The sequence below is a fragment of the Arthrobacter paludis genome (assembly GCF_056782315.1).
This window is the reverse complement of record NZ_JBXAEW010000005.1, coordinates 99,445-125,370: the sequence shown is the minus strand read 5'-3', so window position 1 is coordinate 125,370 and position 25,926 is coordinate 99,445. Positions and strand designations below refer to the sequence as shown.

General features: G+C 74.7%; 22 protein-coding genes and 2 pseudogenes. 15 read left to right on the top strand and 9 right to left on the bottom strand.

The window, feature by feature from the left end:
• Positions 1-3 precede the first annotated feature (3 nt).
• Positions 4-1,353, bottom strand: a complete 1,350-nt coding sequence (locus tag AC1Q5D_RS05935) for an MFS transporter (RefSeq protein WP_481737647.1) — start codon at positions 1,351-1,353, stop codon at positions 4-6.
• On the bottom strand, positions 1,353-2,411 hold the full coding sequence (locus tag AC1Q5D_RS05930; RefSeq protein WP_481737646.1) for an MBL fold metallo-hydrolase: 1,059 nt from the start codon (positions 2,409-2,411) through the stop codon (positions 1,353-1,355). Before AC1Q5D_RS05930 ends, AC1Q5D_RS05935 begins: the two co-directional genes overlap by 1 nt.
• 169 nt (positions 2,412-2,580) lie before the next feature.
• Between AC1Q5D_RS05930 and AC1Q5D_RS05925 the strand changes: the two genes are divergently transcribed.
• The 3 genes and pseudogenes from AC1Q5D_RS05925 to AC1Q5D_RS05915 all read left to right on the top strand — a co-directional run bounded on the left by AC1Q5D_RS05925 (position 2,581) and on the right by AC1Q5D_RS05915 (position 5,804).
• Positions 2,581-3,615, top strand: a complete 1,035-nt coding sequence (locus AC1Q5D_RS05925) for a lactonase family protein (RefSeq protein WP_481737645.1) — start codon at positions 2,581-2,583, stop codon at positions 3,613-3,615.
• 57 nt (positions 3,616-3,672) lie between these two features.
• Positions 3,673-5,004: pseudogene (locus tag AC1Q5D_RS05920) on the top strand (NAD(P)/FAD-dependent oxidoreductase); the annotation flags it as partial.
• Between the two features lie 173 nt (positions 5,005-5,177).
• On the top strand, positions 5,178-5,804 hold the full coding sequence (locus AC1Q5D_RS05915) for a trimeric intracellular cation channel family protein (RefSeq protein WP_481737644.1): 627 nt from the start codon (positions 5,178-5,180) through the stop codon (positions 5,802-5,804).
• Between the two features lie 25 nt (positions 5,805-5,829).
• Here AC1Q5D_RS05915 and AC1Q5D_RS05910 read toward each other — a convergent pair whose 3' ends face one another.
• The gene (locus AC1Q5D_RS05910) at positions 5,830-6,414 is read right to left on the bottom strand and encodes a helix-turn-helix domain-containing protein (RefSeq protein ID WP_481737643.1); all 585 of its coding nucleotides are present in this window, start codon (positions 6,412-6,414) and stop codon (positions 5,830-5,832) included.
• 135 nt (positions 6,415-6,549) lie between these two features.
• On the opposite strand from AC1Q5D_RS05910, the gene AC1Q5D_RS05905 reads away from it, so the two are divergent.
• On the top strand, positions 6,550-7,743 hold the full coding sequence (locus tag AC1Q5D_RS05905; protein ID WP_481737642.1) for an MFS transporter: 1,194 nt from the start codon (positions 6,550-6,552) through the stop codon (positions 7,741-7,743).
• Positions 7,744-7,840: 97 nt separating this feature from the next.
• Here AC1Q5D_RS05905 and AC1Q5D_RS05900 read toward each other — a convergent pair.
• Positions 7,841-7,966 (bottom strand): annotated as a pseudogene (locus AC1Q5D_RS05900) (DUF6480 family protein); the annotation flags it as partial.
• Between the two features lie 66 nt (positions 7,967-8,032).
• The gene (locus AC1Q5D_RS05895) at positions 8,033-8,251 is read right to left on the bottom strand and encodes a hypothetical protein (protein WP_481737641.1); all 219 of its coding nucleotides are present in this window, start codon (positions 8,249-8,251) and stop codon (positions 8,033-8,035) included.
• A 137-nt stretch (positions 8,252-8,388) separates the two neighbouring features.
• Between AC1Q5D_RS05895 and AC1Q5D_RS05890 the strand changes: the two genes are divergently transcribed.
• The 11 genes from AC1Q5D_RS05890 (at position 8,389) to AC1Q5D_RS05840 (ending at position 21,750) form a co-directional block, all read left to right on the top strand.
• Entirely contained in the window at positions 8,389-11,076 is a 2,688-nt protein-coding gene (locus AC1Q5D_RS05890) for a hypothetical protein (protein ID WP_481737640.1), read from the top strand.
• Positions 11,077-11,563: 487 nt separating this feature from the next.
• Entirely contained in the window at positions 11,564-12,016 is a 453-nt protein-coding gene (locus tag AC1Q5D_RS05885; protein ID WP_481737639.1) for a DUF4383 domain-containing protein, read from the top strand.
• Positions 12,017-12,116: 100 nt separating this feature from the next.
• On the top strand, positions 12,117-12,818 hold the full coding sequence (locus AC1Q5D_RS05880; protein ID WP_481737638.1) for a fasciclin domain-containing protein: 702 nt from the start codon (positions 12,117-12,119) through the stop codon (positions 12,816-12,818).
• Between the two features lie 127 nt (positions 12,819-12,945).
• On the top strand, positions 12,946-13,527 hold the full coding sequence (sigK, locus tag AC1Q5D_RS05875) for an ECF RNA polymerase sigma factor SigK (protein WP_481737722.1): 582 nt from the start codon (positions 12,946-12,948) through the stop codon (positions 13,525-13,527).
• Entirely contained in the window at positions 13,527-14,330 is an 804-nt protein-coding gene (locus AC1Q5D_RS05870) for an anti-sigma factor (protein WP_481737637.1), read from the top strand. The genes sigK and AC1Q5D_RS05870 overlap by 1 nt, the downstream gene beginning before the upstream one ends.
• Positions 14,331-14,355: 25 nt before the next feature.
• Entirely contained in the window at positions 14,356-15,969 is a 1,614-nt protein-coding gene (locus AC1Q5D_RS05865; protein WP_481737636.1) for a molybdopterin-dependent oxidoreductase, read from the top strand.
• Positions 15,970-16,056: 87 nt separating this feature from the next.
• Positions 16,057-16,533, top strand: coding sequence for an SRPBCC family protein (locus tag AC1Q5D_RS05860; RefSeq protein WP_481737635.1), 477 nt, complete (start codon positions 16,057-16,059; stop codon positions 16,531-16,533).
• Position 16,534: 1 nt separating this feature from the next.
• Positions 16,535-17,506, top strand: coding sequence for a TIGR03885 family FMN-dependent LLM class oxidoreductase (locus AC1Q5D_RS05855; protein WP_481737634.1), 972 nt, complete (start codon positions 16,535-16,537; stop codon positions 17,504-17,506).
• The gene (locus tag AC1Q5D_RS05850; RefSeq protein ID WP_481737633.1) at positions 17,503-19,185 is read left to right on the top strand and encodes an alpha-amylase family protein; all 1,683 of its coding nucleotides are present in this window, start codon (positions 17,503-17,505) and stop codon (positions 19,183-19,185) included. The genes AC1Q5D_RS05855 and AC1Q5D_RS05850 overlap by 4 nt, the downstream gene beginning before the upstream one ends.
• A gap of 134 nt (positions 19,186-19,319) precedes the next feature.
• A complete protein-coding gene (locus tag AC1Q5D_RS05845) occupies positions 19,320-21,092 on the top strand; it encodes an HNH endonuclease signature motif containing protein (protein ID WP_481737632.1) in 1,773 nt (590 codons plus the stop codon).
• 181 nt (positions 21,093-21,273) lie between these two features.
• On the top strand, positions 21,274-21,750 hold the full coding sequence (locus AC1Q5D_RS05840; RefSeq protein WP_481737631.1) for an SRPBCC family protein: 477 nt from the start codon (positions 21,274-21,276) through the stop codon (positions 21,748-21,750).
• A 60-nt stretch (positions 21,751-21,810) separates the two neighbouring features.
• Here AC1Q5D_RS05840 and AC1Q5D_RS05835 read toward each other — a convergent pair whose 3' ends face one another.
• Genes AC1Q5D_RS05835 through AC1Q5D_RS05820 form a run of 4 tightly spaced genes read right to left on the bottom strand, consistent with a single transcriptional unit; the run spans position 21,811 to position 25,914 of the window.
• Positions 21,811-23,559, bottom strand: coding sequence for an FAD-dependent oxidoreductase (locus tag AC1Q5D_RS05835; protein ID WP_481737630.1), 1,749 nt, complete (start codon positions 23,557-23,559; stop codon positions 21,811-21,813).
• Positions 23,556-23,765 carry a CDGSH iron-sulfur domain-containing protein gene (locus AC1Q5D_RS05830; protein WP_481737629.1) on the bottom strand — a complete coding sequence of 70 codons (210 nt, stop codon included), beginning with the start codon at positions 23,763-23,765 and terminating at the stop codon, positions 23,556-23,558. The genes AC1Q5D_RS05835 and AC1Q5D_RS05830 overlap by 4 nt, the downstream gene beginning before the upstream one ends.
• On the bottom strand, positions 23,762-24,829 hold the full coding sequence (locus tag AC1Q5D_RS05825; protein WP_481737628.1) for a glycosyltransferase family 2 protein: 1,068 nt from the start codon (positions 24,827-24,829) through the stop codon (positions 23,762-23,764). Before AC1Q5D_RS05825 ends, AC1Q5D_RS05830 begins: the two co-directional genes overlap by 4 nt.
• Positions 24,826-25,914, bottom strand: coding sequence for an iron-containing redox enzyme family protein (locus AC1Q5D_RS05820; RefSeq protein ID WP_481737627.1), 1,089 nt, complete (start codon positions 25,912-25,914; stop codon positions 24,826-24,828). The genes AC1Q5D_RS05825 and AC1Q5D_RS05820 overlap by 4 nt, the downstream gene beginning before the upstream one ends.
• Positions 25,915-25,926 lie beyond the last annotated feature (12 nt).

Genomic DNA, 25,926 nt, shown 5'->3' with positions numbered 1-25,926 from the left:
CGCCTACAGGTTCTCGGCGGTGAGGTCCTGGTTCTTGCCCTCCTTGACGAAGATCATGCACACGGCCGACAGGGCGAACACGCCCGCCCACACGGCGCCCACCAGCCACAGGTCGCCGCCGGCGGCCAGCACCAGCCCGGAGACGATCATCGGCGTGAAGCCGGCACCGACCGTCGAGGAGAGCTGGTAGACCAGCGACGCGCCCGTGTAGCGCATGCGGGTCGGGAACAGCTCGGCCGTGAAGGCACCGAACGGGCCGAAGATCCAGCCCTGGGTCAGGCCGTTGGCCAGGAACAGGGCGATCGCGAACGCCCACAGGGTGCCCAGGCCCAGCAGCCACATGGTCGGCAGGGCCAGCAGGGCGCCGGCGGCGATGCCGATCAGCATGACCGGGCGGCGGCCGATGCGGTCGGAGTAGCGCGAGGCGACGAAGACGGCGACCACGGTCAGGGCGGCGCCCACGGCCTTCACATTCAGCACGCCCGTGCGGTCCAGGCCGACGTTGTCGACGACGTACGCGACGGCCCACACGGTCATCAGGCCCTGCACGGTGTAGGAGCTCATGCCCACGAGCGTGCCCATCAGGACGTTCTTCGGGTACTTGGTCAGGACCTCGAGGATCGGCAGCTTCTTCTCCTCGGCCCTGGCCTCCAGGGCCATGAACAGCGGGGACTCCGCCACCTTCAGGCGGATGACCAGGCCGATGCCGACCAGGACGACGCTCGCCAGGAACGGGACGCGCCAGCCCCAGGCGATGAACGCGTCCTCGGGCATCGTGGTGACGGCGGAGACGGCCAGCGTGGCCATGACGGCGCCGGCCGGGCCGCCCATGTTCGCGAAGCTGGCGGCGAAGCCGCGGCGCTCCTTCGGGGCGTGCTCGAGGGCCATGAGCATGGCGCCGCCCCACTCGCCGCCCACGGCGATGCCCTGCACGACGCGCAGCGCGACCAGCGCGACCGGGGCGAGCATGCCGATCTGGGCCGTGGTCGGCAGCAGGCCGATCAGCGTGGTGGCGATGCCCATCATGAGCATCGACGTGATCAGGACGCCCTTGCGGCCGATCCGGTCCCCGAAGTGGCCGAACACGATGCCGCCCAGCGGGCGGGCGATGTAGCCCACGGCTAGGGTGGCGAAGGACGCGAAGAGCGCGACGGCGGGGTCGAGGTTCACGAAGAACACTTTGTTGAACACCAGCGCCGCCGCGGTGGCGTACAGGATGAAGTCGTAGAACTCGATGGCGCTGCCGATGAAGCTGGACGCCAGGATCTTCCGCATCTGCGGCGTGTTCAGGCTGGGGACGCGCACCTGCCCGCCGTCGGGCGCCTGGAGGGTGGGGGAGGAGGGGGTCGTCATCAGAGGGCCGCCATTTCCTGCTCGGGGGCCGTGCCCGCGGGGACGCGGGCGAAGCCGATGGTGTCGAGGTCGTCGGGGATGAGGTATTCGCCGTCGAACGCGGCCCCGTGGGCCCGCCAGACGGAGTCCGGGGTGGTCCCGGGCACGAGGTGGTGGAGCGCCAGCGTGCGCACTCCGGCGCGTGTGGCGATGTCGATGGCCTGCTGGGGCGAGGTGTGCGACTTGCGGTGGTGGTCCATGGAGGCCCGGGCCTCCTCCGTGCCGAGCGAGCCGTACGCGCGCTCCACCCAGTCGAAGTCGATGGCCTCGTGGAGCAGCAGCTCGGCGCCGGAGGCCAGCGTCACGAGGTTCTCGCAGGGGGCGGTGTCGCCGGAGACGACGACGGAGCCCTCCGCGGTGTCGAACCGGAACGCGAAGGCCGGGGCGATCGGCGGGTGCTGGACCAGCGTGGCCGTCACCGTGACGAGGTCGTCTCGGTAGATCTCGAACGGGGCCATCCCCGGGGGGGTGGGGTTCTCGTTGGGGTGGTAGCCGGTCGCGGCCGGGATCGCGATGTCCGTCGCCGTGAAGTGCTCCAGCGGCGAGGGCCGCAGGGCGTCGATGACGCGGTCGTTGAGGTCCGTTGCGTACGCCTGCATCAGGTGGTGGAACATGTCCCGGGTGCCCGGGGTGGGCAGGGCCGGGAAGACGGGCCGCGGCGGGACCGCGGCGCGGGGCGAGGCGGGCGGCAGCGCGCCGCGGTCGCCGGGGCCGAGGATCCGGACGGGCTCCTGGCCGGCCGCGCGGTTGAAGATGCCGAACACGGCCAGGCTGGCCAGGTCGATCGAGTGGTCGGAGTGCAGGTGCGTCAGGAAGATCGCGTTGACGTCGCCGACGTCGAAGCCGGCCTTCATCAGCTGGCGGCCCACGCCGGAGCCCGCGTCCACCAGGTAGACGCGGCCGCCGACCACGACGGCCGTCGAGATGCCCGTGCGGCGGCCGGCGTTGTCGCCGGTCCACCAGCGGGGCCCGCCGGCGGTGCCGAGGGTGACGACGTGGGGGTTCAGGGGAGCGGTCACGAGTGGGCCTTTCCGGGTGGGAGTGGTGCTCCATCGAGTGTGAGCCGTGTCGCCTACCCGGGACAAACCGATTTTGTCGTGGATTATCCTCGGCTCCGCCTAGGATCTGGGCTCACGTTTCGCTGGGAAGCGGCCTAGGCTGGCCCGTGGGACACCGAAGGGAGAAACCATGGACGCCGTCAGCCTCTACGTCGCCTGCTCGCAGTCCGGCACGATCGACCACGTCCGGCTGGGCCCGGACGGCTCCCTGGCGCAGGCCGGCCGCACCGAGGAGGTGCCGATGGTCAAGGCCCTGGCCCTCGACCCCGACGCGGCGCTGCTCTACGCGGGGCTGAACGCCGAGCCCACGGCCGTCGCGGTCTTCGGGCTCGCGGAGGACGGGACGCCCACCCGGCACTCCACCTCCGGCCTGGGCGCCCCCACCGCCTACCTGTCGGTGCATCCCGAGCGGCAGTGGCTGCTCAACGCGTCCTACCACTCCAACGCGCTCGAGGCGATCCCGCTGCACCGCGACGGGGCGGTCGACGGCGGGGCCCGCCTGCTCGAGCCCGGCCAGAAGGTGCACAGCGTCCTGCCCTCGCCGGACGGGCGCTTCGTGTACTCGGCGGCGCTCGGCAGCGACCGCGTGGTTTGGTACCGCTACGACGGCGGCTCCTTCGGCGAGGCCGGCAGCGTCGATTCACCCGCGGGGTCCGGGCCGCGCCACCTGCGCTTCAGCGCCGACGGGTCCACCGTGTACGTGCTGCACGAGATGACCGGCACCGTCACCGTCCACCACCGCGACGCGCGCACGGGCGCCCTGACCGAGGTCCAGTCGGTCGCCGCCGTCCCCGAGAGCCTCGGCCTCGCGCCCGGCTGGGCGCGCGGCAACGGCCGCCCCGATCCCGACCACGGCCACGTCTGGTGCGCCGACCTGCGCCTCGGCCTGGACGGCAGGTACCTCTACGTGACCGAGCGCTCGACCAGTACGGTCTCGGTCCTGGCCGTCGCCCCGCAGGACGGCCGGCTCGAGTACCTCCACTCCGTCGGGACCGAGCGCCAGCCGCGGGGCGCCGCCGTCGACCCCTCGGGCCGCTTCCTGCTGGTCGCCGGCGAGAAGTCCCACCACGTCAGCTCGTACCGCCTCGGCGAGGACGGCTCCGTGGAGCCGGTGGACCGCGTCGCCACCGGGCGCGGACCGATGTGGATCGAGGTCCGCGGGTAGCCGGACCGAAGGTTCTGCGGCGCCCCGCGCCCCGGGCCAGCCACCGCCGCCGGTAGCGCGCCGCCCATTGCCCCGTCCGGCGGAACGGGGGAGGCTGGGCACAGGAAGAGTGCCGTTCGGACGCGAAGGAGTGAGGCTTCCATGGCGGGTGCGCCGGAGCATGTGGTCGTCGTCGGGGCCGGGATCGTGGGGCTGTCCGCGGCCTGGTACCTGCAGGAGCGCGGCGTGCGGGTCACGGTCGTGGACCGGGAGAAGGTCGCGGCCGGGTCCTCGTGGGGCAACGCCGGCTGGCTGACGCCGGCCCTGACCCTGCCCCTCGGCGAGCCCGCGGTCCTGCGCTACGGGGCCAAGGCCATGCTGGACCCCGGCTCCCCGCTGTACATCCCGCCGGCCGTGGACCCCGAGCTGTACCGGTTCCTGGTCGGCTTCGCCCGGCACAGCACGCCCACGCGGTGGCGCCGGGCGATGTCGGTCTTCAGCGCCATCGGCAACCAGGGCCTCGACGCGTTCGACGAACTCGGGGCGGGCGACTCCGTCGAGCCGACCACCCACGCCGAGCCGTTCCTCGCGGCGTTCGCGTCCACCGCCGACCGGGACGCGCTCCTGCACGAGTTCGAGGCGATCCGCGAGGCCGGCGGCGCCGTGGACTTCGAGACCCTCGATGGCGACGGGATCCGCGCCCTGGAGCCGGCGCTGTCCGACCGCGTCGAGGCCGGCGTCTCGATCGCCGGCCAGCGCTACATCCACCCGCCGCGCTACGTCGAGTCGCTCGCCGCGTCCGTGCGGCGGCGCGGCGGCGAGATCGTCGAGTCGTTCAACGTGTTCGACGTGCGCGACGAGCCCACGGGAGTGCGCGTCATCGCCTCGGCGGGCCGCGAGCTGTCCGCGGACGCCGTCGTCCTCGCCTCGGGCGCCTGGCTGGGGCGCCTGGCGCGCCGCTTCGGCGTCCGGCGCCTCGTGCAGGCCGGGCGCGGCTACAGCTTCACGGTCGTTCCGGACGCCATGCCGACCCACCCCGTCTATTTCCCGGCCCAGCGGGTGGCGTGCACGCCGTTGGGGGACCGCTTCCGCGTCGCCGGGATGATGGAGTTCCGGGGCGCCGACGCGCCGCTGGACCCGCGCCGGATCCGCGCCATCGTCGGCGCGGCGTCCCCGATGCTGACCGGCATCGACTGGGAGGACCGGGCCGAGGAGTGGGTCGGGGCGCGCCCCGTGACCACCGACGGCTTCCCGCTCGTGGGGCCCACGCGCTCCCCGCGGGTCCTCGTGGCCGGCGGGCACGGCATGTGGGGCGTGGCGCTCGGACCGCTGACCGGCAAGATCATCGCCGGGCAGCTCACCGGCGGGGACGTGCCTGGGATCGCCCGCCACTTCGACCCGCTGCGCTAGGGGAACCGCGGGGTCCCGCCGCGCCGGAACCGCCCGCCACGCCGGCATCGCGCGCGGGGCCGGACATGCCCGGGGGCGGGGCGGGCCCGCGTGCGGCCGCGCCGCGCGCCGCCCGGGCCCGTGGGGCCGTACGCTGAGGGGCGGTCCCCGTTGTCCCGCCCGAAAGGCCCGCGTTGAACGTCCTCATGCTCGTCCTGGACCTCGCCGGCACGTTCGCGTTCGCCGCCTCCGGCGCGCTGCTCGCGGCCCGGCGCGGCTTCGACATCGTCGGCTCGCTGATGCTGGCCTCCCTCGTGGGGCTGGGCGGGGGAGTCGTGCGGGACCTGGTGATCGGGCAGCTGCCGACGGCCTTCGACCTGCCCGTCTACCTCGCCGCGCCCGTCGCGGCCGCGGCCCTGGTCTATCTGCGGGTGCTGCGCGAGGGCCGGCTGCGCCGGACGCTGATCGTCTTCGACGCGGCCGGCCTGTCCCTGTTCTGCGTCACCGGCACCCTGAAGGCGGCCGAGGCGGGCCTGAACCCGGTCGCGGCCGGGCTGCTCGGCCTGACGACGGCGGTGGGTGGCGGCGTGATGCGCGACGTCGTGGCCAACGAGGTGCCCCAGCTGTTCAACCCGCGGGGCGTCTACGCCGTGCCGGCCATGCTGGGCGCCGCGCTCACCGCCGTGCTCGAGGCCGTCGAATGGATGCCCTGGCCGGCGGGCCTCGCCGTCGCCCTCCTCGTGTTCGGGTTCCGGCTCCTCTCGCTCCGCTACGGGTGGCGCGTCCCGCTCGCGGCGCGCGGACCGGCCGAGGCCGGCTAGCGGCGGGCCCCGCCCGTCCGGGGCCTCAGCGCTCCGCGGTCCCCGGCGCGGGGTAGTGGACGACGACGCCGAACGCGACGGCGGCCGCCGAGGCGTTCGCGTAGCGGTGGGCCGAGTCGCCGGCGTGCGCGGCGGAGTCCCCGGCCGCGAGGACGACCTCGCCGTCGGGAACGGTCAGCGTCAGCTCGCCCGAGTGGACCAGGACCAGCTCCCGGGTCCCCGCTGGGTGCGGCGGGGACGCGTGCTCCTCGCCCGGCTCGAGCCGGAACTCCCACAGCTCCGCGACGTTCTGCCCGGGCACGGACCCGGCAAGCCGCGCGATGCCGCCGGCGGGTCCCTCCCACAGGATCGCCCCCTCGCCGGCCCGGCGGACCTGCAGCGGGTCGGTGTGGCCGGCGTCGACCAGGGACGCGAAGGCCACGCCGAGGGCGTCGCTGATCGCGGAGAGCACGGCGACGGAGGGGTTGGCCTGGCCCTGCTCGATGGCGACCAGGGTCCGCCGGCTGATCCCGGAGCGCGCGGCGAGGTCGTCCAGGGTCCACTGGCGGGAGGCGCGGCCGGAGCGCACGCGCTGGCCGATGAGGTCCACGATGTCCTGGTGGCCGTTCACTTGGATCCTTCCCGGTGGGTCGGGACACCAGTCTAGGGCGGGGACCGGGCCAGGCCTGGCGGGGCGGGCGCGACGCGCGCCACTGTGCTGCACTTCACCGCGCACTATGGTGCACCGTCCAGCTAGACTGTAGGTATGCCCTCGTACCTGGACCTCTTCCGTGCGCCCGGCGTGCTGCGCGTCGTGGCCTCGCAGCTCGTCGCGCGGTTCCCCGCCGGCATGCTCTCCCTGGCCGTGCTGATCCACGTCGAGGCCATGCACGACTCCTACGCCGCAGCCGGGCTGGTGCTCGCCGCGCTCGCCGTCGGGCAGGGGATCGCGGGCCCGCTGACCAGCCGCGTCCTCGGCCGGCACGGCCTGCGGCCCGTCATCGCGGCCACGCTCGCCGTCTGCGGCCTGGCCACCGCCGCCCTGGCCCTGCCGGGGCTCTCCGTCGGCGCGTATGCCGCCATCGCCCTGCTGGCGGGCCTCAGCACGCCGCCGATCCAGCCCGCGGCCCGCGCGATCTACCCGACGCTCGTGGCGCCCGGCCGGCGCACCGCGCTGTTCTCCTTCGACGCCTCCGTCCAGGAGGTCATCTGGATCGTCGGCCCCGTTCTCGCGACCTCCGTCTCCCTGACGGTCTCCACGTCGCTGGGCATCCTCGTGGCCGCGGCCTTCCTGGCCGGCGGCGGCCTGTGGTTCCTCTCCACCCCGCAGGTGGGCAGCGCCGTCCTGCCGCCGTCGACGGGACGCTTCGGCGCGGTGCTGCGCAGCCCCGCCCTGCGGCTCTCCGGCGCGGTCGGGTTCCTCGCGGTCGGCTCGACGGCCGTCGTCGAGACCGCGGTCGTCGCCGTCTTCGGCGAGGGCGGGCCCCAGGCCGGGCTCGTCCTGGCCCTGTTCTGCATCGGGTCGCTGCTCGCCGGGCTCGCGCTCGGGGCGGTTCCGATGGGGCGGTGGTCGCTCGCCCGCCGCATGGGCGTCGTGGCGCTCGGACTCGGGATGTCCGTCGCGTCCACGGGCTTCTGGTGGCTGAGCCTCAGCGTGTTCGTTGCCGGGCTCGGCGTGGCGCCGGTCATCGCGACGCTGACGACCATCACGTCCGACGGCGTGGGCGCGCAGGACGCCGCCGAGGCGTTCGGGTGGACGACGACGGCGCAGCTGGTCGGCGTCGCCGCCGGTGCCGCGGCCGCCGGGGCGCTCATCGACGCGTCCGGGCCGCAGGCGGCCCTCGCGCTGGCCGCCCTGGCCGCCGTCGCCGGCTGCGGGATCGCCGCCGCCGCCCGGCGCGGGCACCCCGTCCCGCACGCGGCACCGCAGCCGGCGGCGCCGGAACCGGTCCTGCCCTAGCCTCGGCGCGGCGCCCGCGGCGGCGTCCCGACGCGGCGCAGGCCAGGCCCGCGCGACCCACGGCGCCGGCGGGGCCGGGGAGGCGCGCCCCGCCGGGCTACTCCTCGTGCCCCTGGTCCCCGCTCATCTGGTCCTCGGCGGGCGGCGTCTCGCCCGGGGGCACGCCACCGCCGGGCTCCAGCCCGGTGATGTTCTGGCGCTCCGGGTCCGGGTTGGCCGAATCGACCGCCTCCAGGTCCTCGTCGTGCCCGTCCCCGTGCTTGCGGGTGCCGTCGTGTTCCGCCATGGGTCAGCTCCGTCCCGCGCCGTCGGCGCGCCAATCGCGGTGTTCCTCGTGGTGCTTGGGGTGCAGCTCCTCCTGCTCGCGCAGGTGCCTCTCGAGTTTGTCCTCCGCCTCGCGGCGGCGCTGCGCCACGCCGCGCAGGTCGATGTTCGCGGTGCTCAGGGAGTGGTCGACGCGCGGGCGCCGCTGCTGGGCACCGTCGTGGTGGTGCTCGTTGCCGGTCATGCCTGCATCGTCGCATCCGGCCCCACGGCGGGGAAGACCCGCCGGAGGGCGCGTGCGGCCGTGCCGGCCGCTCCGGGAACCGTCGGGGGCCGGCGGTACGGTGGGAGCACGCAGGCGACGGCGCAGGAGGGAGGCCCATGGCGCAGCGGCCCACGCATGATCCGGACCTGCTCGAATTGCGCATCCACGGCGTGCGCAACACCCCGCCCCACCGGATGCTCGGCACCACGCCGGACGACGTCGTCTCCTGCCGCGGCGACGCGCTGGCGGGCTTCAGCACCCGCCGCGGCAACGACCCGCACGCCCACCACACCGAGGCCTACGGATGGGGACTGCTCGCGCGCTTCACCGGGATCCCGCGGCTGGGCCGCATCGGGGACGCCGTGGTGCGGCTGCTCTGGTTCGCCGTCGCGCCCTTCGGCCTCGCGAACTCCGCCTACTGGGCCCGCCACCGGATCGGCCCCGGTCCCGGCGCGGTCGACCCCGACCCCGCCCGGCGCGTCGCCGACACGATGAGCCGCGGCCCGGGCGCCGGGACCGTCCGGCTCCTCGGGCTCCTCCTGACGCTCCTGTTCGTCACGACGGCGGCGGCCGTGGCCTTCGACATGGCCGGGGCCGGCTGTTTCCCCGCCTCCGGGACCGGGCCCGTCGACTGCGGGACCGCGACCCCGGTGCTCGCGCCGCTCGCGGGCTGGACGCCGGGCCAGCGGACCGCCCTCCTCGCGACCGCGCCGCTCGCGGCCCTCGCCGTCGTCTGGGCACTGCCGCTGCTCGGGCGCACCCGTTACCTGCCCGGCCCCGACCAGGCCCGCTCCGGACCGGCCCCGCGGCCCGCCCCCGTCCCGGGGGAAGGGGCGTTCGCCGCCGGTGCCGCCGGAACGGCGGAGGCCCCCGCCGATGCGGTCGCCGCCCAGGGCGCCCGGCCCCACGGGGCCGACCGGGGGCCGGAGGGCGGCGAATGGGCCGGGTTCGGCGCCTCGGCGACGCCCGGCGGGCGGCCGCTGCTGGCCGAACGCGACCTCTGGGTCGTCGGCTCCGGGATGGGCCGGCTGCGGCGCGTCCATGTCGGGGCGGCCCTGGCCTGGCTGGCCGCGATCGTCGCGGCGGGCCGGGTCCTCGGGATGGCCCGCGACGGCTGGCCCGCCGACTGGTCCGGCGCCTGGGGGTGGCCGGTCCTCGCGTCCGCGGCCCTGGTCCTGACGGCCGTCGGCGCCGGGTGGATCCTCCGGCCGCAGGCCGAGACGCCCGGGGCGGGACGGCCACTGTTCCATGCCGTGTACTGGCTCGCGGGAGCGGCCGTCCTCGGTGCGGTCCTCGTGCTCTCGGCGGCCGACGCCACCACACCCGTCCGGGCCGATCCCGCCGGACCGGCGGCCACCGCCGTCGTCCTGGTCCTGGGCCTCGCGCTCGCCGGGACGCTGCTGCGCAGCCGGGTCTCCAGCCGCGACCGCGACCGCCGCGCCCTCGGTTGGGCGGGGGCGGGGCCGTTCGTCTTCGCGGGGCTCGCGACCGGCTTCGGCGTGATGCTCTCGAGCGCCGTCGTCGTCGCCTCGGGGCGGCTGTTCGGCGGCGTCGACCCGCCGGAGGTCTTCACCCTGCAGGCCGGGGGCATGGCCGCCGCCGGCCTCGGCGCGCTCGCCTGGTTCGGATGGTGCCAGTGGCGGGTCTGGCGCGCGGGGCGCGGCATCGTCGACGAGGAGCTGGCCGACGCGCGGCAGCATCTGGAGTCCATCGCCGGGGAATGGACTCTGCCGTCGGGCATGGACGAGGCCGTGCGGCTGCTGTGGAAGGCCCGGAGGCTGGCGGCCCTCCTCCGCCGGGCCGAGCTGTTCGCCGGGGCTCTCGCGTGGACCGTGTTCGTCGGCGGCTGGTTCGGCACCGCCCTGGCCGTGCTGCGCCTCGGCGGCGTCCCGGACACCGACGGGACCAGCTGGGCCGCCGTGCACGCCATCGGCGTGGTAGGCCTCTGGGCCGCGGCGGCCATCGTGCTGGTCCTGGCGTTGGCGTCCTCCCGCCAGGACGCCCGCCCGTTCGGCCTGCTCTGGGACCTGACCTGCTTCCTGCCGACGCAGGCGCACCCGTTCGGTCCGCCCTGCTATTCGGAGCGGGCCGTGCCCGAATTCGCCGACCGCGTCGCCGACTGGCTCGACGGCACGGGGGACGCCTGCGCGCGGCCCGCCCCGGACCCTTCCCGCCGCCGCGTGGTCCTGGCCTCGCACTCGATCGGCAGCGTCCTGACGATCTTCACCCTGTTCCACCTCGCCGCCCGCGGGTTCGACGGGCGGATGGGCCGCATCGCCGTGATCAGCTACGGCACGCAGCTGCGCCACTTCTTCGGCCGGTTCTTCCCGCAGGTCCTCGGCCCGGACGTCGTCGGGCAGACGCCGGCCGGGGCCCCCTCGGCGACCGGCCGCCACCCGTGGCCACCCACCGCGGCGGGGGAGGAGGCCCTCGACGCCGCCCGCGGCTGGCCGGCGCCGCGCGGGCCCGGCGCGCTCTCCCGCGTGCTCGGCGACCGCTGGCTCAACCTCTACCGGCGCACCGATCCACTCGGCTACCCGCTGCTCTACACCGGCACCGGAGGCGACGACGCCGGCGGAGACCCGGCCGAGCCGCTACCCCGGACGCGGAGGCCCACGGACCGCCGCGCCGAGGAGTTCGAGCGGGGGGAGTACCAGTTCCGGATCGCCGGCCACGGGGACTACCTGTCCACGATGGCCTACGCCCGGGCCCTGGACGAGGCCGCGCTGATGGTCGCGGCCCCACCGGGGGAGGTCCCGCCGCGGGAGGCCCCACGGCGGGAGGCCCCACCGCGGGAGGTTTGACCGCGGGACGGCGCACCGCGGGAGCTTCCACCGCGGGATGAGGAACCCGGTCCGCTGGCAGCCCGGGCCGGGGCCGGTACCTCCCCCGCGCGGGGGATCCGCGACCGCCGCCCGGCCGGGAGGCTGGGGCCATGAACCTCCAACCAGTGCCCCAGCCACCTTCCAACGACGCCCGTGAAACGGGCCACCGGCCCCGGGCCGGGGTGTCCGCCCGGCGCGCACCAGCGCCCCGCCCAGAACCAGGTACGAGACGCCGCGACCCACGTGACCCAGCCACCGCATGCGGCCCATTCTGCGCGGCGCCGCCGGCCGGCTGAAGCCGACCCCCGGGGCCGGCCCGGAAACCCCCGGCAAAATTTTCCCGCCCCGGCCCAATCCGACCCCGCCCCCGCTCCGAACTGTCCGTGTCACCGCCGCACCGGCCACCACCGACCGGGCACCGAAACCGGTCTCCGGGCCCGCGGCACCGACCGACAAGGAGCACACCATGACCACCGCACACGCCCACGCACCCGCCACCGCCCACAGCGCGGTCCGGTTGGCGGCCCGCGCCGTTGGCGCGGTCTTCCTGCTCGTCGGCGTCCTCGGGTTCGTCCCCGGCGTCACCAGCAACCTCGGGGACCTGTCCTTCGCGTCCCACCACTCGGAGGCCATGCTCCTCGGCCTCTTCCAGGTCTCCGTCCTGCACAACGCCGTGCACCTGATCTTCGGCGTCCTCGGGCTCGCGGCCGGGGGATCGGCCGCCGGTGCCACCCGGTACCTGGTCTGGGGCGGGGCCGTGTACCTGGTCCTCGGCCTGTACGGGGTGCTCATCCCGCACGACGGGCCCGCCAACTTCGTCCCGGTCAACTCCGCCGACAACGTCCTGCACTTCGGGCTGGGCCTCGGCATGGCCGCCCTCGGCCTGCTGCTGGGCCGCGGCGTCACCGCGCGCCGCTAACCAGGCGGAAGGTCCAATCGAGCACCTCTCAACGACCACTGAACGAGCACCGCAGGTCCCGCGCCGCCCGGTGCGGGAACCACCCACCAAGGAGAGCACCATGCGTACGAACACCCGCTTTGCCAGCACCCTCGGCGTCGCCGCCCTCGCCGTGATCGGCCTGTCCGCCTGCGCCTCCGGAGGGGACGCCGGCGCGGAGGCAAGCAGCAGCGCCGCCCCGTCGTCGCCGGCCTCCTCCATGGCCCAGTCGGAGTCGGCGGCCCCGTCGTCCGGCGCGGGGTCCTCGGGCTCCATGGACCCGGCCGCCACGCTGGTGGGCCCGGGCTGCGACGACTACGCGGAGCAGGTGCCCGACGGCGCCGGCTCGGTGGAGGGCATGGCCCAGGACCCGGTGGCCACCGCGGCCTCCAACAACCCCATGCTGACCACCCTCACGAAGGCGGTCTCCGGGGAGCTGAACCCGGACGTCGACCTCGTGGACACGCTCAACGGCGGCGAGTTCACGGTCTTCGCTCCGGTCGACGACGCCTTCGCGGCCATCCCCGAGCAGGACCTGGAGGCCGTGGTCTCCGACGCCGACACGCTCAGCTCGGTCCTGACGTACCACGTCGTGCCGGGCCGGATCGCCCCCGACGAGATCGCCGGGGAACAGACGACGGTCCAGGGCGCCGCGGTCGAGGTCTCCGGAGAGGGCGACGAGCTGATGGTCAACGACTCCAGCGTCATCTGCGGCGGCGTCCAGACCGCCAACGCGACCGTCTACCTCATCGACTCGGTGCTGATGCCCCCGAAGGAGCAGTAGCACCCGCCCGCAGGTCCGGCCGGCAGGGGGACGGCCGGACCGCCGGCTGGCAGCCAAACCGGCGACACGATCCGATCCACGCGCGAGGAGACGCACCATGGACCCGTCCCGTGACACCGTGGGGGACATGAGACTCCCCGGCTTCGGCCGCGGTGCGCCGCGTCCGGCGCCCGGCCCCGACGAGCTGCTCGTCCGCGTGGGCCTCGGCGACGAGGCCGCGTTCGAGCGGCTCTACGACGAGGTCGCGCCGGTCGTGTTCGGGCTCGTGCGGAGGGTCGTCCGCGACCCGGGGCAGAGCGAGGAGGTCGTGCAGGAGGTGTTCGTCGAGGTGTGGCAGCGCGCCACCCGGTTCGACGCCTCCCGCGGCAGCGCCCACGCCTGGATCTGCACCATCGCCCACCGCCGGGCCGTGGACCGGGTCCGGTCCAGCGAGGCCAGCCGCCGGCGCGACCTGGAGCAGGGGATCAAGGAATTCCAGGAGAGCACCGACGACGTCCAGGACACCGCCGTGCTGCGGGCCGACGTCGAGCGGGTCCTCCGGGCCCTGGAGACGCTGACCGACGTGCAGCGCGACGCCATCCGGCTCGCGTACTACGGCGGGTACACGCACCAGGAGGTCGCGGGCCTGCTGAAGGTTCCGGTCGGGACCGTGAAAACCCGCATCCGGGATGGGATGATCAGACTGAGGGACAGGTTGGGAGTGGCGTGATGAACGAGCAACGGCACACCATGACGGGCGCTTGGGCCCTGAACGCCCTCACCGACGCCGAACGGGCCGAGACGGAGCGGTACCTGGCCGCGAACCCCGAGGCGGCCGAGGAGGCGCGCACCCTGGCCGAGACCGCCGGGCAGCTCGCCCTCGGCGCCGGGCCCGAGGCCCCGCCCGAGCGGCTCAAGGCGCAGGTCATGGCCGCGATCCGCAACACGCGGCAGGAACGGCCCGTCACCGGCTCGCCGGAGGGCGCCGCGGCCGGCGGGGAGCCGGGCACGCCCGCCGCCGTCGTCCCCCTCGACCGCTACCGGCGCCAGCGCCGCACGAGCCGCCTCCTGGCCGCCGCCGCCGGCGTGTTGCTGGTGGCCGCCGGGGCCCTGGGCGGCACCGTCGCCCACCAGCAGACGGAACGGGCCGAGCTGCGGGAGCAGTTGGCCGCCGTCGCGGCCGACCAGCAGCGGATGGCGGCCATCCTCTCCGCCGACGACGCCGCGTTCGCCACGGCGCCCGCCGCCACCGGGGGCGAGGTACACCTCGCGTACTCCGCCGCCCAGGGGCTCATGGCCGTCTCCCCGCAGGACCTGCCGCAGCTGCCGGCCGACCGCGACTACGAGCTCTGGCTGATCTCCGCCGACGGCGCCAAGCCGGCCGGGTTGCTCACCGCGGAGCAGGCCGCCGGCCGCGACGCCGCCATGCTCTCCGGCTCGATGGAGGGCGTCACCCACTTCGGCATCACGGTCGAGCCCGCCGGCGGATCGCCGCAGCCGACCACCGAACCCATCCTGCTCCGCGAGCTGTAGCGGCGGGGCGGAAAGGCACCACGCCATGGACACGCCCACCCCCACCCGGCACCCCCGCTGGCGCCACCCGGCCGCCGGACTGGCCGCCGCCGCGCTGCTGCTCGGCGTCGCCGAACTCGCCGCGGCGTTCTTCGGCCCGTCCGCCTCGCCGCTCGTGGCGGTCGGCGGGGCGTTCATCGACGTCATCCCGCCGTGGGTCAAGGACGCGGCGATCGCGCTCTTCGGCACGAACGACAAGCTGGCCCTGTTCGCCGCCATGGGCCTGGTCCTCGCCGCCGTCGCGGCCGGGCTCGGGTTGCTGTCGGCCCGGCGCCGCGGCCTCGCCGTCGGCCTCGTGGGGGCCATCGGCGTGGCGGTCGCCTGGGTGGCGACGACGCGGCCCGGCGCCGGCTTCGGCGAGGCCCTCCCGACCCTGGCCGGGGCCCTGGCCGGCGCCTGGGCGCTGGCCCGGCTGGCGCGCCTGGCGGACGCGGCGCGGGCGGCGGAGGCGGGCAGCGGCCGGGTGCCGGCGGTCGGGGAGGGCGCCACCGAGCCCGCGCCCGGAACCGGAGACCGGACCCGCCCCGGCCCGGCGCGGCGCCGCTTCCTCGTGGGGGTGGCGGCCGCGGCGGGCGCCGCCGTCGTCCTCGGGCTCGCCGGACGCGTGGCGGCCGGCTTCACCCGCGGCGTCTCCGTCGCACGCGATGCCCTGCGGCTGCCGCCCCCGGCGCGCCCGGCGCCGCCCCTGCCCGACGGCGTGGCGGCGCGGGTGGCCGGCATGCCGCCCTTCACGACCCCCAACGCCGAGTTCTACCGGATCGACACGGCCCTGGTGATCCCGCGGGTCGACGCGGCGGAATGGTCCCTGCGCGTGCACGGGATGGTGGAGCGGGAGGTGTCGATCTCGTTCGACGAGCTGCTCGCGGAGGACCTCGTCGAGGCCGACGTGACCCTGACCTGCGTGTCCAACGAGGTCGGCGGCGACCTGGCCGGCAACGCGCGGTGGCTCGGCCTGCCGATCCGGCGCCTGCTCGAGCGGGCCGGCCCGACCCCGGGGGCCGACATGGTCCTGTCCACGAGCCAGGACGGGTTCACGGCCTCCACCCCGCTGGACGTGCTCACGGACGGCCGCGCCGCCCTGCTCGCCGTCGGCATGAACGGCGAGCCGCTGCCGCTGGCCCACGGCTACCCGGTGCGGATGGTGGTGCCCGGGCTCTACGGGTACGTCTCGGCCACCAAGTGGGTCGTGGACCTGGAGGTCACCCGCTTCGCCGACGCCGCCGCGTACTGGACCGAACGCGGCTGGTCCGCCCGGGGGCCGATCAAGACGGCGTCCCGGATCGACGTGCCGCGGCCGTTCGCGGACGTCGCGGCCGGGACCGTGATGCTCGGGGGCACGGCGTGGGCGCAGCACCGCGGCATCCGCTCCGTGGAGGTCAGCATCGACGACGGGCCCTGGCGGGAGGCCCGGCTGGCGGCCGTGCCGGGGCCGGACACGTGGCGGCAGTGGTCGTTCGCGTGGGAGGGCGCCACGCCCGGCCGCCACACCGCCACCGTGCGGGCCACCGACGGGACTGGGGCGCTGCAGACGGCCGAGCGCGCGGCCCCCGTCCCCGACGGGGCGAGCGGGTGGCACCGCGTCCAGTTCACCGTGGAGTAGGGCGGACGACGGCGGCCCCGCACATCCCTTGACCCGGTGGCGGGGTGCGTGGCTACTGTGGGGCCACCAGATCACGAGGAGGTCACAGTGGCCGTCATCGTCGAGCACGTGGACGTCGAAGCACCCATCGAGGATGTGTGGGCGCAATGGACGCGCTTCGAGCTCTTTCCCCAGTTCATGCACGCCGTCGAGAGCATCACCCGGACCGGCGAAGGCACATTCCACTGGGTGGTGCAGATCGGCGGCGTCCAGCGGGAATTCGACACCACGATCGTGGAGAGCCGGCCGCGCGAGTGCATCGCCTGGCGGGGCGAGGGCGGCATCATGCACGAGGGGTCCGTGACGTTCGAGGCCCTGCCGCCGGGCGGGGCCGGCGACCCCACGGCCGAGGGCGCCGCCGGGCACGCCCACGACGCCGAGACCCGCGTGACCGTCCGTTTCACCTGGGACGACGAGACCCTCGTCGAGAAGACCGGGCAGGCCGTCGGGGTCGACCAGATGCAGGTGAACCTGGACCTGCACCGCTTCAAGGAGTACGTCGAGTCCGGCCCGGCCCGCAACTGACATGGTGCGGGTCGGCTTCCACGCGTCGCACGAACAGGTCGGGCCCGCGCGGCTCCTCGAGGACGTCCGCCGGGCCGAGGCCGCCGGCTTCCGGGCGGCCATGTGCTCCGACCACCTCAACCCGTGGAGCGCCGCCCAGGGACACTCGGGCAACGCCTGGACCTGGCTCGGCGCCGCGCTCGCCACCACGGGCCTGACCGTCGGCACCGTGACGACGCCGGGGCACCGGTACCCGGCCGCCACCCTCGCCCACCAGGCCGGGACGCTCGCGGCCATGTTCCCGGGCAGGTTCTGGCTGGCCCCGGGCACGGGCGAGAACCTCAACGAATCCGTGACGGGCGCGCCGTGGCCGCCCAAGGACGTGCGCCGCGAGCGTCTCGCCGGGACGGTGGCCGCGCTGCGCCGCCTGTTCGCCGGCGAGGAGGTGACGAACCGGGACCCGCACGTCCGGCTCGAGAAGGCCCGGCTGTGGGACGCCCCCACGACCCCGCCGGCCATCATCGCCCCGGCGATCAGCGCCGAGACCGCGGCGTGGGCCGCCCAGTGGGCGGACGGCCTCATCACCATCAACCAGCCCGAGGACGCGCTGCGCCGGGTCGTGGACGCGTACCGGTCCGCCGGGGGCCGCGGTCCGCTGGCCCTGCAGGTCCACCTCAGCTGGGCCCCGACCGACGCGGAGGCCGAGCGGATCGCCGTGGAGCAGTGGTCGTCGAACGTCGTGTCGCCGCCGGTGACGTGGGACCTGCCGACGCCGGAACACTTCGAGGCGCTCTCCCGGACGGTCCGGGCTGAGGACGTGCGCGCCGCCGTCGTCGTCTCCTCCGACCCCGGCGAGCACGCCGAAAGGCTCGCGGCGTTCGCGCGGCTCGGGTTCGACGAGCTGTACCTGCACCACGTCGGGCAGGAGCAGGCGGGGTTCATCGAGGCGTTCGGGTCCGAGGTCCTGCCGCGCCTGCACGGTGACCGGCCGTGAAGTCCACCGACATCTCCGACCTCTGGTGGAAGAGCGCCGTCATCTACTGCGCCGACATCGAGACGTTCCTCGACACCGACGGCGACGGCATCGGCGACATCGAGGGCATGAACCGGCGCATCGACTACCTGGCGGAACTCGGCGTGACCTGCCTGTGGCTGATGCCGTTCTACCCGACCCCCGGGCGCGACGACGGCTACGACATCACCGACTTCTACAACGTCGACCACCGGCTCGGCAGCCTCGGCGACCTCGTGGCGCTGGTGCGCACCGCCAAGAACAGCGGGATGCGCGTCATCGCCGACCTGGTCGTCAACCACACCTCCGACCAGCACCCCTGGTTCCTCAAGGCCCGCGAGGACCCGGACTGCCCCGAGCACGACTACTACGTGTGGCGGGACACCGAGCCGCCGGACACCTCGGACCTGGTGATCTTCCACGGCGAGCAGAAGGGGATCTGGAGTCGGGACCGCAAGGCCGGAAAGTGGTACCTGCACCGCTTCTACAAGCACCAGCCGGACCTGAACATGGCCCACCAGGCCGTGCGGAACGAAATCGCGAAGATCATGGGGTTCTGGCTGCAGCTCGGGTTTGACGGGTTCCGGGTGGATGCGGTGCCGCAGCTGCTGACGGTGGGTCTGCACGACGAGATCGAGAACACCGGCTCCGACGGGCCGCACGGGTTCCTGCGCGAACTGCGCGCCTTCATGCGGCGCCGGAACGGGGAGTCCGTGCTGCTCGGGGAGGTCAATCTGCCGTACCGGGAGCAGGAGACCCTGTTCGGGAGTGAGGGCGCGACCGAGCTGGACCTCGTGTTCGACTTCGTGGCCATGCAGAACCTCTACCTGTCGCTGGCCCGGGGCAACGCCGGGCCGCTCGCAGCAGCCCTCCGGACGCGCCCGCCGATCCCCGCGAGCGCACAGTGGGCGGTGTTCGTGCGCAACCACGACGAACTCGCCCTGGACCAGCTGGGGGAGGCGGAGCGGGCGGAGGTGTTCGCGGCCTTCGCGCCGGAGGAGTCGCAGCGGGCCTACGGGCGCGGGATCCGCCGGCGGCTGCCACCGATGCTCGGCGGCGACGGCGACCGGCTGCGGATGGTGTACTCGCTGATGTTCTCCCTTCCCGGGACCCCGGCCCTGTACTACGGGGAGGAGATCGGGATGGGGGAGAACGCCGGTGCCCCCGGACGTCAAGCGGTGCGCACGCCCATGCAGTGGGAGCCGCGGGACGACGCCGGGTTCTCCCATGCGGAGCCGGACGCGTTCAGCTCCCCCCTGGTCCGCGGCGAGTACGGGCCGGAGCGGATCAACGTGCGGGACGCCCGCGGGGATCCCGACTCCCTGTTCCACTTCATCCGCAGGCTCGTGGCCGTGCGCCGGCGCGCGGCCGAGTTGGGGTGGGGCGACCTGGAGGTCCTCGAGCAGGGGGAATCCGCGGTCCTGGCCCACCGGGCCAAGGCGGACGGACACTACGTCGTCGCAGTGCACAACTTCTCCGACACGGACGTGGTGACGTCCGTCCTGGTGCCGGACGCGGAGCCGGGCGAGCGGATGGTGCCCTTGCTCTCCGACGGCGGCGACCCCGAGGTCGACGACGGGCGGCGCATGACGGTCAAGCTTGGCCCCTATGGATACGCGTGGTTCCGGCCGCGCCGGGAGGGGCCCGACGCCTGGCTGTAGGCGCGATGGTGACCCGTTGCCCCCGGCGGGCTTTCGGTGTCGTTGGGCCCTCCACAGGTGTGTTCGGTGGGGTGGGCGTCCACCATCGGGGGCGTTCGGGCCCGGGGGCGAGGCTGGCGGGGGACACTGGGGGCATGCCTCCCTTGGATGCGGAACGGCGCCAGGGCGCCGACGGGTCGGGGCCGGACGACGACGGCGTCGCCGGCGGCCTTGGCGTGTCCGCGCCCGCGCTGGTCGAGCGGATTGGGCAGCTGGGGACGGCGCTGCTGGACCTGTCGGAGGCGGTCACGGGCGCGGAGCTGGGCCCGGAAGAGGCGGCGGCGGTGCTGGGCGTGGTCGAGCGGGCCGGGAACGGGCTCGACCGGTTGCGGGTGGCCGCGGCCGCGGCCGCAGACCGGGCGAGGGTGGCCGACGTGGGCCGGCCCCCGGGCAACCCGGCCGGCCGCTCCCGGTACAAGGACACGGCCGACTACATGCGCCGCGAGCTGCACCTCGGCGCGGCGGAAGCCTGCCGCCGGCTGGCGGCCGGGGCCCGGCTGCTGCCGCGCACCACGCTCACCGGCGAGGTCCTGCCGCCGCTGCACGAACGGCTGGCCGACGCGTTCGCCACCGGACGCGTCGGGCTGGCCGGGGCGATGATGGTCGCCGACGGCCTGGAGAAGGCCGCTCCCGTGGCCCGGCAGCGCCCGGACGAGGCAGCGGTCCTGGAGACCATGGAGGAGCAACTGACCGGGCTCGCCGTGGCCGGGGACCGGGACACGGTGCGGACCTGCATCGAGCGCTGGCACAACCATCTGGACCAGGACGGGCCCGAGCCCACCGACGGGGTCCGCCACGTGATGCAGGGCCTGACCTACAAGGGACACAAATTCGGCCTGCACGAGTACCTGCTCATCGTCGACGAGCCCCAACACGAGGCCCTGCAGACCCTCGTCAACGCGGCCACGAATCCCAAGTCCGACTGGGTCAACGGCGTCCCGCTCACTCCAGCCCCCAGCGGACCCGCCGCAGACCCCGCGGACAACGCCCCCGTCGGCACCGAGGACGGCGATGATGTGCCCGGCCGCGACGTTGACGACGTCGAGCCGCCCGTCGACGGCCCGCCGCCCGTGGACGGACCCGCCACCGGCCCCGGCACGTCCGCGCTGTTCGGCGGCAACCCGATGGACGACGCACCTGCGACGTCCGCGCTGGTTGGCGACAGCCCGCTGGGCGCCTCGCCGGAGAGGTCTGCGCTGTTCGGCGCGGACCCGCCCGGCGCCCTGCCCGGGGGTGGAACCGTTCCGGGGTCCGGACCGACGAAGGCCCAGGTGCGCCTGGACGCGCTGATCCACGCCGTGCGGCGAAGCCTGGCCACCGGCGCGGTGCCCGACACCGGCGGCATGCGCCCGCAGGTGATGGTCACCATCGACTACAACACGCTGCGCGGGGAGCTGGCCCCCGGCACCACCGGCCAGTCCGAATCCATGTACCAGGGCCCGGTCAACCCGCGCACCATCCGCCGGCTCGCGTGCAACGCCGGGATCATCCCCGTCGTCCTCGGAGGGGCCGGAGAACTGCTCAACGTCGGCCGCAGCCAACGCCTCTTCACCGAGAAGCAACAGCGCATGCTCTATGCCCGCGACCGCGGCTGCACCGCCCCCGGCTGCACCGCCCCCGGCTGCATGGTCCCGGCCAGCATGACCGAGGCCCACCACCTCGATCCCTGGTCCGGCGGCGGCGAGACCAACGTCCAACGCGGCTGCCTCTGCTGCCCCTGGCACCACCACCTCGCCGAGGAAGGCGACTGGCAGATCCGCATGATCAAAGGCCGCCCCCACTGGATCCCACCCGCCTATATCGACCCCACCCGAACGCCCCTGCTCAACACCTACTTCCACACCGACACCTCAACGCCGGCCCCGTGAAACACGGCCTCGGGAGCGCAGGCGGCACGGGGCCGAAGGCCGCAACCGGCTTCGGCGGAGGCATTTCCGCAGCCATTGACCGTGCCCGGTCCTCTGCGGCTACGTTGGGGCGTGTCGACACCGGCGGTAGCACCGCCGGAGCAGGACGTCCCCCATACAACCGAAGTTCGAGGAGGACACCATGGCAGTGATCCAGGAAAAGATCGAGGTCAACGTTCCCGTTTCGACGGCGTACAACCAGTGGACGCAGTTCGAGTCCTTCCCGCAGTTCATGCACGGGGTCGAGAGCGTCACGCAGATCGACGACGCGACGAACCACTGGGTGACGAAGATCGGCGGGGTCGAGCGCGAGTTCGATACGCGGATCACGCAGCAGGAGCCCGACCGCGTCATCGCCTGGGAGAGCCTCGACAGCCACACCCACGCCGGATCGGTGACGTTCCACGCCCTGCCCGAACAGGACGGGACGCCGCGGACCGAGGTCAATGTCCAGTTCAAGTGGCACGACGAGACCTTCACGGAGAAGGCCGGCTCTGCCCTCGGCTTGGACAACATGCAGGTCAAGAAGGATCTGGGCCGGTTCCGGGACTTCGTGGAGTCCCGCGGCGGTGAGACCGGCGGCTGGCGCGGCCGCATCGAAGACGAACCCACGCGCTGACCGAAGGGCGGGGCGCCGGCAGCGGCCGGTGCCCCGCTGCGTTGTCGCGCCGGAGCGGGTTTACCGCCGCGGTCTCGTGCCGTTCGGGTGCGCATCGCCTCCGTTAGGGTGCGCGTCGCCGCCGTTCGGGCGCGCATCCCCTCCGTCTGCGTGGGCATCCCCGCCGTGAGGGCGCACATCCCGTCCATCCACGGGTCCGCCTCCGTCCGGGGGCGGCTCGCCGGTGCGAGGGGGAATCCCGTCCCGTTGCGGGAACGGTCCCACGCCGGTCGAGGGCGGTCCAAGGTCGTGGACCCGGGCGCCGGCCACCGTGGTTGGACCGGACAGGCCTGCACCCGCGCCGGCGTCGGGGGGCTCGGGGACCAGCGGCAGGTTCTCGGTGGCCGGTCCCTCCAGCAGGCACCCCGCCTCGGAGAACCGCGACCCGTGGAGCGGGCAGTCCCAACTGCGCTCGGCCGGGTTCCAACGCAGCCGTCCGCCCAGGTGCGTGCAGACAGGGCCGCCGTGGACGGTGCCCGCGACGAGGTGGCGTCCGATGTCGAGGTTGAGGGCGGCGACCGACGCGCTCGTCCGGAGGGTTGGGTGGGCGCCGTACAGGGTCCTGGCCCAGGGGGGAGGCTCGGTCTCGCGCCCGCCCGCCAGCGACGCCAGGTACAAGGCGGCGGCGACGCCGTTGGTCATGCCCCAGCCGGCGAATCCGGTGGCGATCAGGATCGTGTGCGGATCCCGGTTGGCGGCCGGGACCGGTCCGACCAGCGGGACCGCGCCCAGCGGCTCGTAGTCCTGCGCCGACCACCAATGGCTCGGATGCAGGTCCGGGTAGTAGCGGGCCGCCCACGTTTCGATCTCCCGGTAGACGGCCTCGGTGTCCCGTTTGCGGCCGACGACGTGCCCGCCGCCCCCCACGATGAGCCGGTCGATGCCGTCGCCCGGCGTCGCGTCCCGCAGGCTCCGGGCCGGGCCGTCGATCGACGTGAGCATCTCGCGGGGGCCGTCCCAGTTCGTCGGATCCTCGGCGTGGAAGGCCACGGCATAGTGTCGAACGGGACGCATGCGGGCAAACTGCAGGCCCCGGTCGAGCACCGGTGCCCCCGTAGCCAGGACCACGCGCCGGGCCCGAAGGGAGGGGACCGGCTCCCGCAGGTCCGGGTCCGAGGACGCCAGCCGCAACTCGGCCCCTCCACCCTGTCCCAGCGTCGCGACGCCCACCAACCGCGTGCCGGTCAGGAGCGTGCCCCCGTGGCGGCGGAACTCGTCGGCGGCCGCAGCGAGGAAGTCCACCGGATCGAACTGGTACTGGCCGTCCAGGCCGATGCCGCCGGCGACCCGGAACGGCAGCGTCGACTCGCTGGCCCGGACGCGGACGGGCTCGAGCCCGGCGGCCTCGAGGGCCCGCATGTCGTCGTCGAGGCCGGCCAGTTCCTGCCCCGTCTGGGAGAACGACACGGCCCGCCGGATCTGGAGCTCCACGGCCGCCTGGTCGCAGAACCGGACCAGCCAGTCCTGGCCCGCCAGGTTCGCTTGCAGGTAGGCCGATGCGAGGTCTGCGGAGTGCCGACGCAGGACCGTCCCGGCCCGGTTTCCGTGCAGCACGGAGACCTTGGCGGTGGTGTTCCCCGTCGTCACCGCGCCCGGATGCCGGGCCTCGACGAGGACCACGCGCTGGCCGGCCCGCGCGAGCATGACCGCCGTCGACACTCCGGTGATGCCCGCACCGACGACGGCGACGTCGAAGGATCGCTCCCCGACGACGGGGAACGGGTCGGTCGCGATCGGTCGGGCCCCGTCGAGCCACAGGGACAGCCTCACGGTTTGCCCCGCGGCCGCTCGAATCCGGTCAGCTTGTGGGAGCCGTCGCAGTAGGGCTTGATCGCCGAGGCGCCGCACCGGCACAGCGCGACGGTCTCGCGGTTCCGCGGCACCGGTTTGCCTTCGGCGTCGGTGATCTCGAGCGGTCCGCGAACCAGCAGCGGCCCCTGCGGGCACACGGTGATCCGGGTGGGTTCGGTACTCATGCCGCGGTCTCCAAGCTGTCGGGGTCGGGGTGGGGGCCGAGCGCCCCGGGTGCCGCCGGGTCGGCGGAGACGAGCCCTGCGGGTGGGGCCGCTCCGCGGATCCGGCGGACGGGCGTTGCGGCGTCCCGGAGCCGCTGCCCGGCGTACGGGACGCCGCCGCGCAGCCGGAAGCCCAGCGCGACCCACGAGCACACGGCCCGCTCGAAGGCCCACGCCGGGGCCCACAGCGCGGCGATCCGGGGGAATACCGTGGCGCCGCCGTCGCGCCTCCGGCCCGCCTCGGCGAGGACGACGGCGGCCCCCACCCACGCCAGATAGCCCGCGGGACGGCGGGACTGCAGCACCAGCAGCGGGGCCAGGGCGAGTTCGGCGGCCAGCCGTCCGGGCTGCGCGAACGAATCGTAGGCCTGGCGCACCCGCTGGGACAGGAAGTGGCGGACGGCCGGGGGGCGGCGCTCCACGAACAGCCCGTCCGCGCGCAGCTCCCGCCCCCCGCGCGCCCGCACCGTGCGGATCAGCTCCAGGTTCTCGAACAGGACGTCGGACCGGTAGGGCTGCGCGAGCGGCACCCGCACCGCGAGCGTGCCCGGGTAGTCGGAGCCGAGCGCCCGGTTGACCAGCGTGCGGGCCGTGTCCCAGCGGGCGTGCCAGGGCGCGGGGACGAAGTGGTTCTGCGGCCTGACGACGTCGGCGCCGTCCAGCAGGCGCTCGAGCTCCGCGAGCGTTGCCGCCGTGTGCCGGACATCGTCGTCGGCGATGACGGCGCGTTCGTGCCTGGCCGCGGCCAGGCCGGCCAGGACGCCGAGGACCTTGCCGTTGGCGGGTCCGCGTCCGGGCGCCGGGGCCGGACGCAGGACGCGGACCCGGGCGGGCCAGGCGCGGGCGTGGGCCCGCGCGGTGTCCCCGGGGGAGCCGTCGACAACGGTCACGTCCACCCAGGCGGGAAGCGACGCGAGGTACGCGGCCAGGCCGGTGTCGTCCGGCTGGGTGCGCCGCAGCGGCAGGATGTATTCCAGGCGCGTGCAGCGCTCCCTGTCCTGCGCCCCGGCCGTCCCGGCGGTCACGCGGCCTCCAGAGCGGGGAGCGGCTCGCGCAGGGCGCTCCGGCCCTCCTGCCACGCGCCCAGCTGCCAGTCGGCCAGCAGCCGGTCCAGGTGGCAGACGGTGGCCGCTCCGAAGTGGACGTCGGCGGCCAGCGCCGGCTCGGCGCGGACCAGGCCGGCGGCGAGGTCCCGGACGGCGATCTGCTCGTGGACGGCGTCGGCCTCGACGTGTTCGTCGAAGTAGTCGGTCACTTCGGACCCGAACCCCAGCCGGGCGAACCCCTTGGAGTAGCGCCCGTTGGGGATCGAGGACGTGGCCTCGAAGATCGCCAGGTGTCCGACGACCGCGCCCCGCAGCCGGCGCTGCAGCCCGAAGAGGCTGATCGCGTTCACGGAGGCGAGCGCGAGGGCCGGGACGCGGTCGGCGTAGGCGCCGAACTCCGGGTCCAGCCCCGCGCCGGCCATCGTGCGGGCGAACAGTTCGGCGTGGGTGTGGCCGGGGCGCCCGCCCCCGTACTCGTCCGCCTGGATCTCCACCAGCGCGGACTTCGGGCCGCCGGTCAGCCGGGGGACCGCCCAGGTGTGCGGGTCGGCCTCCTTGAGCTGGTAGACGGACTTCAGGACGAGGAATTCGAGTGCCTGCTCTCGCGTGGCGTGCCTGGAGAGGTAGGTGGAGACGGAGGGTCCGCCGTCCGCCTCGGCCAGCGCGAAGAGCGCGGCGGCGAGGTCCTCGGGCGCGTCCCCGTGCCAGGCCGCGTCTCCGGCGTTCCGGCCGGGGAGGGCGGCGCCGTCGGCCCCGCCCGGCCAGGGGGACGGGCCGACGGCCTGGCGGAGCCGCGCCTCGAAGACCGACTCGATGCGTTGCCGGACCGCCAGCAGCGGGGGATGCCACTCCCAGCGGTCGTCGACGCCGGCAAGGCCCGAGTAGTGCAACTCGTAGAGGCAGAAGAGGGCCAATTGCAGGTCGTCGTCGTAGAGGATGTCGCTGTCGCGCAACGCCGGGCCCAGGGCCGCGTCCACGGCGTCGAGGGACTGCGGGAAGGGGCCGTGGCCCAGGGCCTCCGCGACTGCGCTGGAGACGGGCCCTCGTGGTGGGGGGATCCGCATGGTGTTCCTTTC

Bases quoted from the DNA above. Each gene is read 5' to 3' on its own strand.
- AC1Q5D_RS05935 (WP_481737647.1), bottom strand. From the start codon at position 1,353: ATGACGACCCCCTCCTCCCCCACCCTCCAGGCGCCCGACGGCGGGCAG.
- AC1Q5D_RS05925 (WP_481737645.1), top strand. From the start codon at position 2,581: ATGGACGCCGTCAGCCTCTACGTCGCCTGCTCGCAGTCCGGCACGATC.
- AC1Q5D_RS05905 (WP_481737642.1), top strand. From the start codon at position 6,550: ATGCCCTCGTACCTGGACCTCTTCCGTGCGCCCGGCGTGCTGCGCGTC.
- AC1Q5D_RS05895 (WP_481737641.1), bottom strand. From the start codon at position 8,251: ATGACCGGCAACGAGCACCACCACGACGGTGCCCAGCAGCGGCGCCCG.
- AC1Q5D_RS05890 (WP_481737640.1), top strand. From the start codon at position 8,389: ATGGCGCAGCGGCCCACGCATGATCCGGACCTGCTCGAATTGCGCATC.
- AC1Q5D_RS05885 (WP_481737639.1), top strand. From the start codon at position 11,564: ATGACCACCGCACACGCCCACGCACCCGCCACCGCCCACAGCGCGGTC.
- AC1Q5D_RS05880 (WP_481737638.1), top strand. From the start codon at position 12,117: ATGCGTACGAACACCCGCTTTGCCAGCACCCTCGGCGTCGCCGCCCTC.
- sigK (WP_481737722.1), top strand. From the start codon at position 12,946: ATGAGACTCCCCGGCTTCGGCCGCGGTGCGCCGCGTCCGGCGCCCGGC.
- AC1Q5D_RS05870 (WP_481737637.1), top strand. From the start codon at position 13,527: ATGAACGAGCAACGGCACACCATGACGGGCGCTTGGGCCCTGAACGCC.
- AC1Q5D_RS05865 (WP_481737636.1), top strand. From the start codon at position 14,356: ATGGACACGCCCACCCCCACCCGGCACCCCCGCTGGCGCCACCCGGCC.
- AC1Q5D_RS05855 (WP_481737634.1), top strand. From the start codon at position 16,535: ATGGTGCGGGTCGGCTTCCACGCGTCGCACGAACAGGTCGGGCCCGCG.
- AC1Q5D_RS05845 (WP_481737632.1), top strand. From the start codon at position 19,320: ATGCCTCCCTTGGATGCGGAACGGCGCCAGGGCGCCGACGGGTCGGGG.
- AC1Q5D_RS05840 (WP_481737631.1), top strand. From the start codon at position 21,274: ATGGCAGTGATCCAGGAAAAGATCGAGGTCAACGTTCCCGTTTCGACG.
- AC1Q5D_RS05830 (WP_481737629.1), bottom strand. From the start codon at position 23,765: ATGAGTACCGAACCCACCCGGATCACCGTGTGCCCGCAGGGGCCGCTG.
- AC1Q5D_RS05820 (WP_481737627.1), bottom strand. From the start codon at position 25,914: ATGCGGATCCCCCCACCACGAGGGCCCGTCTCCAGCGCAGTCGCGGAG.